The organism is Haloarcula halobia, from assembly GCF_029338255.1.
Taxonomy (GTDB): Archaea; Halobacteriota; Halobacteria; order Halobacteriales; family Haloarculaceae; genus Haloarcula; species Haloarcula halobia.
Map to the genome: position 1 here is coordinate 114158 of NZ_CP119788.1, position 15221 is coordinate 129378.

Annotated in this window: 14 protein-coding genes and 2 pseudogenes; 7 read left to right on the plus strand and 9 right to left on the minus strand. The window is 48.9% G+C overall.

All coding sequences use genetic code 11. From position 1 onward, the window contains the following. Positions 1–117 precede the first annotated feature (117 nt). A complete protein-coding gene (locus P1K88_RS18225; protein WP_276414214.1) occupies positions 118–1185 on the minus strand; it encodes a transposase in 1068 nt (355 codons plus the stop codon). A gap of 90 nt (positions 1186–1275) precedes the next feature. Next, positions 1276–3078, minus strand: coding sequence for an ABC transporter ATP-binding protein (locus P1K88_RS18230; protein WP_276414215.1), 1803 nt, complete (start codon positions 3076–3078; stop codon positions 1276–1278). Between the two features lie 305 nt (positions 3079–3383). Here P1K88_RS18230 and P1K88_RS18235 point away from each other — a divergent pair, with 305 nt between their 5' ends. Continuing rightward, positions 3384–4901: a sulfatase family protein gene (locus tag P1K88_RS18235; RefSeq protein ID WP_276414216.1), complete on the plus strand. Its 1518-nt coding sequence runs from the start codon at positions 3384–3386 to the stop codon at positions 4899–4901. 135 nt (positions 4902–5036) lie between these two features. Then, positions 5037–5917: pseudogene (locus P1K88_RS18240) on the plus strand (IS1595 family transposase). 54 nt (positions 5918–5971) lie between these two features. Here the strand turns inward: P1K88_RS18240 and P1K88_RS18245 are convergent. Continuing rightward, positions 5972–6859: a glycosyltransferase family 2 protein gene (locus P1K88_RS18245; protein ID WP_276414217.1), complete on the minus strand. Its 888-nt coding sequence runs from the start codon at positions 6857–6859 to the stop codon at positions 5972–5974. Positions 6860–7097: 238 nt separating this feature from the next. Between P1K88_RS18245 and P1K88_RS18250 the strand changes: the two genes are divergently transcribed. Both P1K88_RS18250 and P1K88_RS18255 read left to right on the plus strand, forming a co-directional pair. Then, positions 7098–7565, plus strand: coding sequence for a dTDP-4-dehydrorhamnose 3,5-epimerase family protein (locus tag P1K88_RS18250; protein ID WP_276414218.1), 468 nt, complete (start codon positions 7098–7100; stop codon positions 7563–7565). A 2-nt stretch (positions 7566–7567) separates the two neighbouring features. Then, positions 7568–8641 (plus strand): glucose-1-phosphate thymidylyltransferase, encoded by a 1074-nt coding sequence (locus tag P1K88_RS18255; protein WP_276414219.1) that lies wholly within the window; start codon positions 7568–7570, stop codon positions 8639–8641. 172 nt (positions 8642–8813) lie between these two features. On the opposite strand, the gene rfbD is transcribed toward P1K88_RS18255, so the two are convergent. The 6 genes from rfbD to P1K88_RS18285 are packed head-to-tail and all read right to left on the minus strand — an operon-like array spanning position 8814 to position 12469. After that, positions 8814–9698, minus strand: coding sequence for a dTDP-4-dehydrorhamnose reductase (gene rfbD, locus P1K88_RS18265; protein ID WP_276414220.1), 885 nt, complete (start codon positions 9696–9698; stop codon positions 8814–8816). After that, complete coding sequence (locus tag P1K88_RS18270; RefSeq protein WP_276414221.1) at positions 9695–10162, minus strand: NUDIX domain-containing protein; 468 nt, start codon at positions 10160–10162, stop codon at positions 9695–9697. Before P1K88_RS18270 ends, rfbD begins: the two co-directional genes overlap by 4 nt. Beyond that, positions 10159–10743, minus strand: a complete 585-nt coding sequence (locus P1K88_RS18275) for a GDP-mannose 4,6-dehydratase (RefSeq protein ID WP_336407613.1) — start codon at positions 10741–10743, stop codon at positions 10159–10161. Before P1K88_RS18275 ends, P1K88_RS18270 begins: the two co-directional genes overlap by 4 nt. Beyond that, positions 10649–11134, minus strand: a complete 486-nt coding sequence (locus P1K88_RS18280) for an NAD-dependent epimerase/dehydratase family protein (protein WP_276414222.1) — start codon at positions 11132–11134, stop codon at positions 10649–10651. Before P1K88_RS18280 ends, P1K88_RS18275 begins: the two co-directional genes overlap by 95 nt. Continuing rightward, positions 11127–11300 carry a hypothetical protein gene (locus P1K88_RS18560; RefSeq protein WP_419181085.1) on the minus strand — a complete coding sequence of 58 codons (174 nt, stop codon included), beginning with the start codon at positions 11298–11300 and terminating at the stop codon, positions 11127–11129. Before P1K88_RS18560 ends, P1K88_RS18280 begins: the two co-directional genes overlap by 8 nt. Further along, positions 11264–12469, minus strand: coding sequence for a nucleotide sugar dehydrogenase (locus P1K88_RS18285; protein ID WP_276414223.1), 1206 nt, complete (start codon positions 12467–12469; stop codon positions 11264–11266). The genes P1K88_RS18560 and P1K88_RS18285 overlap by 37 nt, the downstream gene beginning before the upstream one ends. Positions 12470–12857: 388 nt before the next feature. Here P1K88_RS18285 and P1K88_RS18290 point away from each other — a divergent pair, with 388 nt between their 5' ends. From P1K88_RS18290 to P1K88_RS18300, 3 genes and pseudogenes are all read left to right on the plus strand, one after another. Then, on the plus strand, positions 12858–13769 hold the full coding sequence (locus P1K88_RS18290) for a glycosyltransferase family protein (RefSeq protein WP_276414224.1): 912 nt from the start codon (positions 12858–12860) through the stop codon (positions 13767–13769). A gap of 369 nt (positions 13770–14138) precedes the next feature. Further along, positions 14139–14231 (plus strand): annotated as a pseudogene (locus P1K88_RS18565) (glycosyltransferase); the annotation flags it as partial. Between the two features lie 214 nt (positions 14232–14445). Continuing rightward, complete coding sequence (locus P1K88_RS18300) at positions 14446–14973, plus strand: hypothetical protein (RefSeq protein ID WP_276414261.1); 528 nt, start codon at positions 14446–14448, stop codon at positions 14971–14973. Positions 14974–15221 lie beyond the last annotated feature (248 nt).

The following is a 15221-nucleotide window of genomic DNA, read 5'->3' on the forward strand; positions in this document are numbered from 1 at the left end:
CGCTCACGCTCGTGCATTTGTTGGTGAGGTCAGTCTCACATCCGTGAGACTGCCGTTTGCCATAATGCAGGCGAGGCTCTCGCTCACGGACGTGGCGTGCGCTGGATGCGGGCGTCGTTAGCCCGCATCCAGCTCTGGGTATGTTGACGGAATCCCAACACCGTTCGTTGGTGCCTCCCAGAGCCGCCCGAAACGTTCGTCAAGCGAGTGAGCGATCCACCGACGGAAGACCTTGAACCGGAACCAGACCGGGTCAGGCGTGGTTGTTCGCGCTCGGGCCTCCTGCATCGTTCGGAAGCTCGTCTCAATCGCTGAACGCTTCCGGTAGAGACGTTCGACTTCCTTTGGCGTGCGAGCACCCTGCTCGCACGCCGCGTACGCCCGCACGAGGTGTTTCCCGCGCTTCTCTTGCTGGTAGAAGACACAGACCGCCAGCGGGAAGCGAACGGGAGGTTCGCTTCCCGCGTACATCACATACTCTGTCCAGTAGGACACTCTCGTCTCCAGTTTCTCGGCAAGACGTTTCCCACGCCGAATGACCGGTAGAATCACTGGAGAGGTCGTCTGCAACCGCTGGATTGAGGCAGCGTTCGCAAAGCCTCGATCGGCGAGGACTGCGTCTACCTCGAAGGGGAGAGCCGTGAAGCGGTCGATGACGCGATCGACCGCGTCACTCGTTGGCTCGTCGCTGCGGACGGGTGTGACGGCAACAATCAGCGGTTTCGCGGGACAGAGCGTGATTGCAGCAAGGTAGCGATGGCACTGGGAGGTGCCATCGCGGGGAGTCGTATGACAGAGTTCAGCCGGGTCGTAGTAGGGACAGCCGTGGTAATGGATGTCGATGAAGTCAAGGCAGATGATCCTCGGCAGAGGGCCAAGGATCATCGTCGCCTGTTCAGCGGGAAGTCGGTTGACGATCTCTCCAAGCTCAGTTGGATCGATGGTGTGGAGCTGTGTGAGCGTGTAATCATCGGAATTGGTGTTGCGCGTGGCGTCAGTGATCGCCTTGATGAAGTCTTGCTCAACAGCGGCGTGAAGGAGGGTGTCGTGGATGATTCCGGAGTCGAAGGCGCAGTCTTCGACTCCGGGGATCGGAATCTCCGAGAGGAGACCAAGCGCTAAGTTTTCGAGGTCAGAGGCCGTAAGAACTGTGTCTGGATGGTACAGAAACTTCACAACACCCATATAGACGCTTTCTGAAAATCCAACCTCGTCAATCGTGGCTATCGGTTGACTCGATGGGAACTACCGAATTTGAATCGCAATTAGACACAGCTAACCCGGCTCTGCCGAGTACAATTCGGCGTACATTCCATCTTGGTTCAGTAGTTCAGAGTGGCTTCCTCGTTCGGAGATCTGGCCGTCCTCGAGGGCGTATATTACATCCGCGTTTCTAACCGTTGACAGACGATGGGCCACAACGATCAGTATCACATCACGCTCCATTGACTCGATTGCGCTGTGGACTTGATCTTCGATGTTCGTGTCAAGATCGCTGGTTGCCTCATCGAGTATTATTAAGTCCGCTTCTTTCAGCAGTGCGCGAGCAAGCGCGACTCGCTGTCGCTGACCACCGGATAATTTGACCCCGTCATCTCCGAGATGAGTACCGTAGCCCTCTGGTAAGTCCTCAAGGAATTCAGTCACCTGTGCAATCTCGCAGACACGATCAATTTCTTCTTTGGTGGCATCTCTACGGCCAATAGTTATGTTCTCCTGTAATGTTTTATTAAAAATATATGGGTTTTGTCTGACGACCGAAATACTTGACCGCCATTGCTCAAGGTCAAACGATTGAATTTTTCTTCCGTTTGCTGTTATTCTCCCCGAATCCGGTTCATACATCGAAGCAAGTAGCGAGAGAATCGTTGATTTTCCTGCCCCGGATGGACCGACAAATGCTATAAACTCGCCCCGCTGAGCGTTGAATGATATGTCTGTGATTTGTTCAGTACCCTCGCTGTAGCTGAAACAGACGTTTTCAAACGATACCGAATCGATTTGATTTGGAACATGATATTCGGAATTATCTTTTTCTCTATTTGACTCCAAGTCGGCGACGAACTCTTGAGTACGGATGAGGTGCGGAAGTTGTCCCTCCGCATTATACACTTCTTTGTTGATTCTGCTCACACGAGGCCCTAAGCGAAACATCGCAAATAAATAAACCCCCATCGCCCCCAGGGATAGGGACGAAAAGGAGAGAGCTATATAAATTAGTATGAATACTGTGAGTGCGGTTAACAGCTGATAGAAGTTATTAATCGCCGCACGGTTCATAATTAGTTGAATTCGAGTCTCCTCTGCCTCTCTTACGGCTTCATTAAATTGCGACGAGATCTCGTCAGATAGTCCAAACAGTTTCACATCGCGAATACCCTGTGTACCCGCTTGTGCATGCGTCTGTATCCGCTCCTTCGCTTCAGCCATAGCGTCACCCAGTGAGTACCCCCCCTCTAAGAAAAACCGAAAGAAGACTGTGATGCTCCCCAAAATAAGGAGCGTTCCGATTGTGACTAACGGGGCAAGGTATAGTGCGATAGAGAGATAAACCAGAGAAAGAATGGACTGTTTGAAGACTTCGAGGGAGTGTCCGATCACACGGCCACCATTTTCGGCTTGTGTCACTATGGCGTTGAGGATTTGATCCGAGCCTTCGTGGTCAAAGTACGAAATCCGTGCGTTTATTGTCCTGTCGAATGTCTCAATTTGGAGGTGCCGGACGTAGTTCGCTTCTAGAACACCCTGCAACCAGGCGACGACAAAACTAAGGCTATAACGGAGAATCATTATGATAGCTACACCGCCGACAAGTGACTCAAGAGTAAATGGGATCTTCAATAGCTCGTAGATTTGCAGGAAGATCGCAAGTAGTCCTTCTGCGGACTCGGGGTCAGAAATATCTTCCTGAGCGACTTCAACAATCGGAAGAATAAAACTGAGCCCAAACCCCTCAAGCACAGCTGAAATAGTACTGACAATTATTATTCCCCCAAAATAAAACGGGCGGAATCGGATGACATCCTTAAACGCTCGAACCTTTCGCCGCCAAGAGAGATTTTTGGAATCGTTGGACATGGTTGCGAAACGGAGATCGTCTCTACGAACCAAAGAATGAACACGGGGATAATAACCTCGTCGGCTTTGTGCAACCGAGGTCGATATGAAGGTGTTTAGATATTAACTATATTTCCGAGCGTTACAATATAATATCGATTTCTCAATTGAATCGGCTGAGTCTTTCAGGCCTTTCCACCTATAGCCTTAATATCTCCAGAAGATAGTTTCAATTACAAGAGCGGTGAAACGGACAGCTATCCACCAACTTATGCAATCAGAGCAAATTCCCTGCTATTATAACCGCCAACAGGCTTATCAAAGGTATGCAGCCGAATATCGTCATTGTCGTCATCGATGCGCTCCGACGTGATCGGGTCGGGTCATTTGGAGGGCGTGATTTAACTCCGAACATTGACACACTTGCGGGCGAAGCAACAATTTTCCCGAATGCATATAGTACAATAAATACAACTGATCCTGCAGTGACGAGCATTCAGACGGGTCGATATCCGCTAAGTCACGGGGTGGTTAATCACGGGCGCCGAGTCACAGAAAGCGAGAAGCAATCCGTTGAGAACGTCAGACAGCTCCCAGAGATTCTCTCAGAGAATGGGTATCGTACCGGAAAATTCGGAAGGCCACTGGGGCGGTGGCATCGAAATGGATTCGACCGTTATCCGTCCGAAATGGAGAGTCGAAAAGCGTTCGGAGAACAATCTAAATCAACGAAATCTGCTATCGGGGATACATTGGAAGCAGTCCATCCCCTGGTAAAACGTACTATTTCGAATGTTTATCAGTCAGTCTCTTCTTTCCTTCCGGAACGGGGCGATGTCGGGTCTAATGCAACGATAGATGCCTATCATCGGTCACAGGATCAAGTCATACACAATTTTTGCGAGTGGATAGATTGTTCTGAACCGTTTTTCTCTTTTGTTCATTTGATGGACACTCATGGTCCATACTCGGCACCTCCAGACCTCATTGCAGAAAATCTCAATACATATGACTATAAGGTAGACATGGGAAACTACACTGGTTGGGAAATTCCGGCTGAATTCCACAGTCGAGTGTTGAATGGACACTATCCGGAGATTCGAGAAAAATATTATTTTGATCAAGAAACGCCCAGCACCGCAATCATTGACGCTAGCTACGATGCGAGCGTAGCTATTGCCGATGATCGCTTGGGCCATTTGATTTCAGAACTACACAGCCAAGAAGTATATGAGGATACACTCCTTGTGTTTTTGGCCGACCACGGAGAGTCACTAACTGAACACGGTATTTATTATGATCATCATGGACTCTACGACTCCACAATCCGAATACCGATGCTTATCCGGTCACCAAACAAAGGCATAGACTCCGTAGCCGATCTGGTTCAAATAACAGACATCGCCCCGACAGTACTATCCATTGCAGATGTAGAAGAAGAAAAAATTGAACCTGATGGCTTTGACCTCACCCCGGCCATCCAAGGCGAGGGATCAATTGACCGTGAGTTCGTGATGGCTGAAGAAGCACACACACAAAGGCGACGGATGATCTTTAAGAATGAGAAGAAACTGATATACTTAGTTGATGGAACTACTGTCTGCCGCTACTGTGAAGTTGAACATGCACCATCAATCGAACTCTATGATACTAAACAGGATCCAGAGGAGCGGACCAATCTACTCAGTGAGCAGAAAGACACGGTTGAAAAACTGAAGAGACTCTCTGAGGAGCGGTCAAATCATCTGCTGGAGAAGAGACCAAAGGGTGGGAGTGATAACTCGGTCTCGTATCATGATGAAGAGGACGTTTACAAGCGCCTTGAAGCCCTTGGTTACCGATGATCGTCACTTAGACAATTTTCGATGAATTCAAGCATTATTTCGTTCACGCTAATGAGTAGAGGATTGTTGGTCAGCCAGCAGTAGTAGAAGTCGTAGCGGGGCAAGGGTGTCGCGTTCGCGCCACCCGACGAAACCATGCTTCCACTCAAGACGTTCGTCTCGGAGCGTCGCGCCGCGAATCTGCGGGCACAGATTCGCTGGCGTGACGGCGTCTATTGCCCACGCTTCCGGGCCGAATCTGTGATTCGGTATGGCAGCTATCGGGTGTTCCAGCGATACTGCTGTAAGAATAACGACCGCACGTTCAACGATCAGACGGGCACCGTCTTCGAGCACTCGGCGGTCGAACTCAGAAAGTGGTTTCTCGCCGTCTACACCTAAATCCGCTTCAACACCAGTTTTCGACAGCTAGACGTAGAACTCGGTGTCTTCTAGAAAACGGTTTACCGGCGCGTCCAGCGCTACCTACGAGCGATGGACGCGCCTCGCCCACAACTCGAGGGGCCGGTCGAAATCGACGAACTGTACGTCAAAGGGGAAGAAAGGCCGCGAGCGCGACCGCCCGGTCGCGCTCGCGTGGCCTATCCGCGCGCGGACGGGGCACGTACGAGCAGGACAGCCACCCTTGTTTATCCTGGCTGACCGTGGCCAGGGGACCGGTACGTGTTGCCAGCGAAAGCCTCCGATGAATCGACGGTTCGACTCCTGCTTGCGAACCGCAAAGAGGAGTCGTTGACTGTCTATACCGATGGCTTTCGGGCGTTGGATCCGCTCGACGAAGACGATGTACTTGACCGCAAATATGTCGTTCACGGCGATGGTGAATACGCTATTGGAGACATGCAAGTCAATACCTGCGAGAGCCACGGATGGCTGGCGCAATCGGCTCGCGCCCCATCGAGGAGTCTCCAAGGACAAACTCACACCCTATCTCAAAGCGTTCCGACTTCGTCATCGTGTCTACCAAAGCCCAAAAAAAAGAGACGTTGAAAACCACCCTCAAAACTGCCCTATGACTCACCAACAATCTATGTCACAAGAGCGTTCGTTCAAATTCGTTTCCTCTTTTACTAACAGACACGCTGACGTGCGGTTCGAAAGATATTTTTATACAAAGTAATATCCCAAGGGTGAGTTTTTATTGCTTTTATATGATAATGAACGCAATTTACATTATCTCCAACTTGACCATAGCACTTCCCCAGATTCGAATAGATTCTCGCTTTTTGAGCAGGATAGTCACTTAATTCGTCTCCGAACTTGTGCAGTTTTGTCTGTTTCCCTTCAATTGCATTTCGGATTCCTTCTTCATCGTCCCGTGTAATCCGTGTTCTACCATGGTCGACATAGTAATTGACAAGAGCATCAGGAACAAAATCAACTTTGTACTCTCGGCACAATCTCCGAACGAAATCCCCGTCAATTCCACGCGATAACGATTCGTCAAACTGGATTAACTTTGCTATTGGCTTCCTGATTAGCAAAGTTGACCCAGCCCCTATCGGTTGACGATCAAGTGTATGCGGAAATATATTTCCTCGATAAGTGGGTTGGTACTCAAACAATAGTTCGCTGTCTCCGTTTCGTCGGTAGTCCATCCAGCAGTAGACCAGCGCATATTCGTCATCCAGTTGCTGAAAAAGTTCGTACTGTTTCTCTAATTTTCCCGGTAACCATTCATCGTCGTCGTCAAGAAATGCCACGTAGTCACCCTGCGCCATATCAATACCCGTATTTCTGGCTGCGGAGAGACCTTGGTTTTCTGTATGTCGCGTGTACTGCAAACGGTCGTCATCATACGACCCTATAATTTCCTTGGCTTTGAGTGTGGGTGAACAATCATCTACGACTATACACTCTAAGTCAGTGAATGTCTGTTCTAGAACACTCTCAATAGCCCTCGGGAGTAGTTCAGGTCGATTGTAAGTAGTAATCACGACTGAGACTCGGGTTTGCATCAACAGGACTTTTTCTGTGAGACCAGACAATAAATAATTCGGGGTTCACCGTGCGAAGTTACCTGTTGTTCTCATAGGATTTACCCCCATCGTTGGCACATATGCTTAATCAAGAACCAGATGATTAGAAGGTAACGTATATGCTATGCAACAATACGACGGTTCCACATAGCAGCTTCAGTTCGCATCTATGAGCTATTCATAAAACCTAATACGTACGGAAAGAGTTAGCGTTGGCATGATACACGACGTCGAGACAAAAAAAGTTCAAATAAACGCAGACGAGCGAGGGTTTCTCGCTGAGATATGGCGTTCCGATTGGGATATATACGCAAATGAAGGCAGTCCTGAAATGTCCTACGTCTCGGAATCTTATCCCGGGATTATCAGAGCTTGGCATCGACATTGTGAGGGACAAATAGATCATTTTGTGGTTCCCCACGGAAAAGTGAAAGTTGGCATTTACGATAACCGGGATGAATCTCCTACGCAAGGCGAACTTAATACTTTCATAATCGGTAATGGGAATATGGAACTCATCCGAGTTCCCGGAGACTGCTGGCATGGGTTTAAGACGCTGGTGACGAGAGACACTCTGATAAACTTCCCTACGAATCTATACGACTACGAGGATCCCGATGAAGAGCGGCTTCCCTATGATACGGACCAAATTCCACTTGATTGGGAGGAGTCTCCACACAAGTAACAATGAAGGGACTTATATTATCGGGAGGCACAGGCACCCGCCTTCGGCCAATAACTCATACCGGGCCGAAACAGTTGATTCCGGTTGCGAATAAACCAGTCATAGAATACGCTATTAAAGATCTTAAAGCCGCAGGTATCACAGACATTGGAATTGTTCTGGGTAACAAAGGTCGGGATGAAATAAAGCAACTGCTTGGCGACGGGTCAGATTACGGCGTTAAAATAACATACATAATACAGGGAAACCCCCTTGGACTTGCTCACGCTGTCGGTGTCGCCGAAGACTTTGTTGATGGTGATGACTTTGTCGTCTACCTGGGTGACAATATACTTAAAGAGGGGATTAACGACTTGGTTGAGGGATTCAGAAAAAACAGATACACAGCAGGTATAGCGCTCCAAACTGTTGACAACCCCCAAGAGTTCGGTGTCGCTAATCTCGACCAGGACAACAATGTCAAAGAGCTCGTTGAAAAACCGGATAACCCGCCCAGCAAATTCGCATTGATTGGAATCTATCTGTTCTCGCCAGTCGTCTTTGAAATCATCGAAGAACTCGAACTTTCTTGGCGAGGGGAATTGGAAATCACTGACGCGATTCAGGGATTATTGGATCGTGACGAACCTGTCGATTCCCATGTCGTCAAAGGATGGTGGAAAGATACAGGCAAACCGGAGGATATTCTGGAGGCGAACCGCCTCATCCTTGATAGTCTTCAGCACAGAATCGAGGGGGAAATTGAGGATGAGACCAGCGTTTCGGGGAGAGTCGAACTCAAACAAGGGTCGGTAATCGAATCCGGGGCGGTCGTCCGAGGACCGGTTTCAATAGGGCCTGATACAACGGTGGCGGATGGTAGTTACATCGGTCCATACACCTCTATCGGAGAGTCTTGTAAAGTGGCAGAAGCCCGAATCGAGAGCAGCGTAATTGTGGGAGATTCAGATATTACTACATCGAAAAGAATCGTCGATAGTCTCATTGGCCGTGGTACAATTATCGGGGGAGCAGAGGACATGCTCCCGGAGGGTCGCAGATTCGTTGTCGGTGAGAATTCCTGCCTATTCCTGTGACAATGAAGATTATAAGCCATACCTGTGAGTCCTGTGGTACCGTGGTCGCAGCAAACGAACTTGAGAGTAAACGAATATTGAAATGTCCGGGCTACAATTGTAATAAAATTCTTGAGTTTACCGACCTCTCAGAAGAGGAGCGTAAATACTTCTTGGATAACATTAGCAAATATCAAATATAGTCCTGAAGATCACCAGTTTGCTCACGAAGTACAGGCTGCTTTCGGCCGAGTGTTTGTTCTAATTTCCGCACATCAAGACAGGAGTTTGCCGGTCGAGCGGCAACCGTATCTAGCGCTTCCCGAGATACTTTGATTATTTTCCCTCCGGCCGTCATCTCAGTCATGACGATCTGACCAATTTCATATGGAGTTACACAATCTCGGTTGGCAACATGGAACACACCGTTCTGGTCACGTTTCATAAGGTCCAGTGTTGTGTCGGCCGCCTGTATCGCTCGGGTCGGGGTAACGTGCTGGTCTTCAACAAGAGTTGGAGCGTTCCCTGACTGTAACTCAGAGTAAACCCAAGCAGGGAATCCAATCCACTTTTCCGACGAACGATGGATCCCATGAACGAACGAAAGGCGAATAATTAGCGCATCAGAGATTCGTCCCCTAATGGCACTTTCCCCCTGAAGCTTTGTTTGGCCATATACTTGAATCGGATTTGGGTTATCCTGTTCCCCGTATTTTTCGGTCTTCTGACCATCGAACACGTAGTCAGTGGAAAAATGAACTAAATCCGTTTCAGACTCCTCACATACCCGGGCGATACGATCTGGAACCTGTGAATTGATGCTCTGAGCGCGTTCCGGATGACGCTCACAGCCATCAACGTCGGTGAGCGCTGCACAATTGATTACGAAGTCTGGTTCGTAATCCTCCACCAATGTGCGAAATTCGCCGCGTTCGGTCAGATCGCATTTTTTACAACGGACTGGAAGGTCGGGGCGGGACGTGTGAAACGTCCCGACGGTTGACCACCCACGCTCGTGGAGGCTAAGTGCGACATTGCTTCCGAGGAGGCCGCTCGCTCCAAGCAATAAAACAGTCATGAGTAGTTATATCCGAGAGCCCGTAAGTCGTTTATATATCTCCAGACGTAGTCGTGTAGTGCTGGGAACGTGGCATCGAAAACCCGAAATTCGACGTGTTGTTCGTCAGGGGTGAAATCACGACTCTTGGGAGTAACAACGAATGCAGTTGCTAAATACTGCTTGGAATGAACACCATCGCTTTCAGCCGCATCGTACGAGTGTTCATACACGCCGAGGGTACGTTCAATCGTGACATCCGTGCCCATTTCCTCTTGGGCGACACGATGAACTGCTTGGCGACGATCTTCTCCCTTGAGGACGGTCCCCCCCGGAACGAACCACTCCCCTCGTGCCGGTTCATTCTGACGCTTCCCTAAGAGGAGTCCCCCCTGGGTATGGACCAGTAAATCGACCGACACGATTGGGACATTGTCGGCGATGACCCGGTAATCGTCCGACGAAATCGGCTGTTCTTCATTCATGTGTAGTGTTTTTTTCCCCACTCAATAACGCGTTCTATACCCGTTTCTAGTGACGTTTCTGCCTGCCAGTCAAGCAGTCGATCGGCTTTTGACACATCGGGGACTCGACGATCAAGATCCTCGTAAGCGTCTCCATAGAGTTCATTCGTATCTATATATTTTGGCTCCCTACCAGAGTGACCCGCAATCTCAAGGACGAGATTCGCGAGCTCTGCAATCTCCGTTTCTCGAGTGTTACCTAGGTTGAACACTTGATTCCGGCCCGCCTCGTTTGTCGCCGCTCGTAGCAGTCCCTCGACGAAGTCATCGATATATGTGAAACACCGCGTCTGTGTTCCTTCGTCGTACACGATAGGGACATCTCCGTTGACTATCTGCTCAACGAACGCAGGAGTACGAACGCGGGTCGCTGCCCTGGTCCATACAGATTGAATGGGCGAATTATTGTTGCGGAGAACGGAGTATCTGCCGACATGAGTCCTTGTATCATATGTTCGCAAAACCCTTACTCGTACTGTGGCTCCACCTATCAATTGACGCTGGTCCGAGTATCCGATCGTTATCTTCATCCCACGGGACATCGGGATTCTTCCCGTACACTTCGCTTGTGCTCGCAAAAACAAATCTCACATCCTCATCACGAATTCTATTAAGGATGTTTCTCGTAGCAATAATATTAACATCAGTGAGGTATAACGGATTTTCGACGTACTCATTGACACCGACGACAGCGGCAAGGTGGAAAATATAATCGAAGTTCTCGGAGAGTAAGTCATTCACAAAATCTTCATCTGTTATATCGCCTTGGCGATATCTTAGACGGTCACCGAGGTGGTGGCTGTATCGGTCTGGTGGCGAATTTTGAATGTCTGTGGCCGTAACGATGGTATCATCTCCCCGATTAATCAATTCCACAACAACGTGGGTGCCCACGAACCCAGCAGCGCCGGTCACTAAGATACGATCACTCATCGGTGTCACCCCGACCCACTCCGATGTAAGACGCAGACAGATTCGCGAAGTCGTCGGGTTCGAAAACGAATCGACCGTCGACGACAATAAATTCGTCTTTTCCGACGTAGTTTACGAGGTCTTCTGGAGTTAGAGAGTGGTACTCCTCGTGCCCTGTGACGAGCACGACTGCATCCGCACCCTCCAGTGCTTCCGGAAGCCTTGAGGAGAGATTCCCACCTCAGATTCGATAGTTGTGGAAGTAACGAACGGATCTGAGATTTCGATCTCAACGTCGACTTTCTGCAGACCTTCAACAATTGCTTTGGCTGGAGTGTTTCTCGTATCGTCTGTCCCCTTTTTAAACGCGTACCCGAGAACGGCTACAGATGCCCCGCTCGTGTCTGCAACGGATTGTGCTACTAAATCAACCACATGGTCTGGCATCTTCTCGTTAATTGCACGGGAGGTACGCGGAGTCTGCAACTCAAGTCCGTGCTTTTCTCCAAGTTTTGCGATGAACCAAGGGTCTTTAACAAGGCAACTCCCCCCTACGCCTGCACCCGGATAAAGGATGTTCACATTATTATCGCCTTTCGGCAAAGTGTTTGCTGCCTGAATCACTTCAAGTGCATCAACCCCCAACTCTTCTGCTAAGAGCGCGATCTCGTTCGCTAACGCGATGTTGAGGTCAATCCACCAGTTGTCGGCGAGTTTGGTTAGTTCCGCCGTTGTCGGACTAGATACCGAGACAGTTTCGTTGCCCAAACCCTCCCAGAACTCCTCAACACGCTCTATGCATGAGTCCGTGTAACCACCAACGACTACTGGAAGCGACGTGAGGTCGTTATACGCACTCCCTTCCGCCATCCGTTCGGGACAAAATGCAAGGGCGTAATCAATTCCAGGCCGTAACGTCGAATGTGTCTCAAGAAGAGGAACAATCGTCTCTTCCGTCACTCCTGCTGGCAGCGTACTCCGGTAAACCAGGAGATCGTCCGAATTAAGGTTGAGGGCGATTGCCTTCGTGGTAGCTTTCACAGCAGACAGATCAGGGTCTGATTCTGCTAACGGTGTCCCAACAGTGACGATTATCCGCGAACAATCTGCAAGGGCGTCGTACGATGACGTGGCGGTGATACGTCCCTCTTGGGCATACGTCTCAAACAAGTTGGTTATCCCGTCTTCCCGGATAGGACATTCACCACGATTTATTCTCTCAACAATCTGTTCATCAATGTCTAATCCCTGAATTTGTACCCCAGATTCAGCGAGAACTGTCGCAAGGGAACAACCAACGTATCCCATCCCGACAATACAGACATCGGAGAACTCAGCTTCTTTTGGTATACTCATTGAACATCAGTACCGTGACCCGCACATATGAATGCAGCGAGATTTTATTTGCGGTTAAATTGTATCTCCGCTAGAGAGCGGTGCCGACTGCAGCGGAAGAATGTATATTAATCATTTTGATCCGTCCGCAATTAGTTAGGTCAGATCTATTCTTCTTTCTGGTCTTCTGTCAATAACCAGTATGATTCACATGCTAAGGTTAGGAATTGTGTAGTACAAATCAAGTTTTTACTCGCTGATTTTTCGAGATATTGGGACAGTCTAAGTTGATTTTTCGATAGCCTATCCAAAAGTGGCTAAATTTTAGAGTTAGCGGTCTCTGGAATAATTAGAGGATTAAGCTGGTAGTCGGTGCATTTATCACTGCTATGCACCGACTGAACATCCAATGGCTGAGACACTGGACTTCGTAACAATGGGTGATACTAACTATTTCGAGACAATGTCTATTTCATCCGAGAAAATTTCAGAGTTTTATCCCGAAGCCACATTTTACGTCTATGATTGGGGATTAAAACCAGATGAGTACGAGAAAATGGAGCAAATGTCGAATACTGTTGTTATCGATAATTTTCAAATAGAGCCAGATTTCAACTCTCTTGAACAAATTCAGTACACTCTGGGAGCCAACCTCGAACGGTACGGTGACCTGATGAAAGACAACGACAGCACCATCGACATAATAATCAATAGACTAAAAAAAGAGATTGGTTATAAGAAGTTCAAAAAGAGGTTCGACCTCCTGATGCAAAATAAACTTGAATGCCTCAAAGATGTTGCTAAACGTACAGATTCTGGAGTCGTGTTCTTAGACGCAGATGCAGTACTGGTGAACGAGATCGATATTCTAGAAAAAGAGTTTGATATTGGTGTTACTCTTCGTCCAGAAATATCTACTGCCCCCGACGAGTTCCGGGTTCTTAATGGTGGAGTCATTATATTTAATGTCGACGGTGACAAAATGAGTACGTTCGTCAGGGTATGGGAGGAGCGGATGAACCAGATTGACGAGGAACTAGCTGAACAAACTGCGCTGTCGAAGCTGGTCTGGGAAGCAGATGAGGATATTTTTGATGAATATTATAATAAGGCGTGTAGTTCGTTTGATGGGATAAATTTCACATATATGGTGTTCCCTTGCGAACGGTATAATTACACGAGTATAAGTGAGGGTATAAATAGAGAAGAAAACAGGATTCTCCATTTCAAATCTGATCGTCACCAATATTTCGATGTCTCGTCGGTGATAAACGAGTTGGAAAAAACCGGGAAGTACGTACCAAATAAGACTAGTGCTTAGAGAGGACATTGATGGGAGCAGACTTAGTCTAATATCACTATCGGCGAAATTATGGGTCGGAGTGACTACAAAATAAGACCGTACAATAAAAAAGGTATGCAATGACTGTAGCGCAAATCGGTTGTCGAGCAGATAATAGTAAATCTGTACTCGACCGCGCCTGGGCCACAAAGCCGTTCGTCGTGCGGAAATCCTGACCAAAGATGAACGGTAGTCTCCGCGGTCGTGACTACATACGACCGTCCAATGAAGGTTAAGCTGCAATAGAAAGCACACTCGCCCAGACCTACGAACCCCTGAAATACTCGTCGTTGAGGACGGACCGATAGCGGCGTCAGAGAGTGTCTCAATACCGAGGGTGTTGGAGAGGTGACATACGTCCGCCATGAGAACAATCAGGGACTCGCAGCGGCGCGGAACACGGGGCTCGAACGAGCAAGCGGGGAGTTCGTGGCGTACCTTGACGACGACGTCGCTGGAAGCCTGAGCGAATCGAGCGGCAGATGGACTACATCACTGGAATGTCGACAGAGGAGCGGGATAGCCTCGGTGCAATCGCTTGTGCGGTGGAGATTCGACAACCGGACGGGGACGTCGACACCGTTGTCAAGCCGAAAAACTACGGCAATCTCCGTGAAGAAATCAAGGCCAAAGGTGCGTCAACTCCTCGTCGAGTATGCTGTTCGACAGAGAGGCGCTCGTGAGCGTCGGCGGCTACGACGAGGAGTTAGCGTCGGGGATCGACCACGATATTTGGATGGCGCTCGCAGTCAATGGATACGACGCGCACGCAATTATGGAACCGCTTGTTGTCACCTATCGCGACGGAGCAGACAGTATGGTAACAAACACAGAAGAGCGGATCCGTGGCGTGCGAGCGTACGTTGACAAATGGCAACCGACGTACAAAGAATGGTTCGGTGAGGAAGAAGGGGAACGTTACGGTCAGCGATACTTCGCGTGGGTTATCGGACGGCTGGCTGGCGATCTGATTTCTCAAGGACACGTTCGTGATGCGATACGTGCACTCTGTGCCGTCAATAGTTCGGGGGCCGACTTCCAATACCTACTTAAAGTGCTCTATCTGAACGTGCTAACCGCAGTCGTAAAAAAAAGTGTTCCCGACCCAATCGAGAGCAAACTGCGGTCTATCCACCGACGACTCCTTCCATATATACGCGGTGAGCACAAGCGCCGACTCTGAACTCGTAGGACGAACCCTCTGTCAGCCTAAAGAGGCGTAACTTACACACAATGGTCTGTTCCACCACTGAGACAGGTACATTATCAGTGGCATCAATTGGATGGGTGATTTTATATTCTCACACCGTTTCCTGATTGAATGAGAGAAGTCTTGAAAAGCCAGGGCTGTTGTTCTATCGACGAACTGTCGGAAAATATATGATCGAAAACGCACTCCAGTTCTTTGTCTTCGCGCTGGCCACGGGTGCG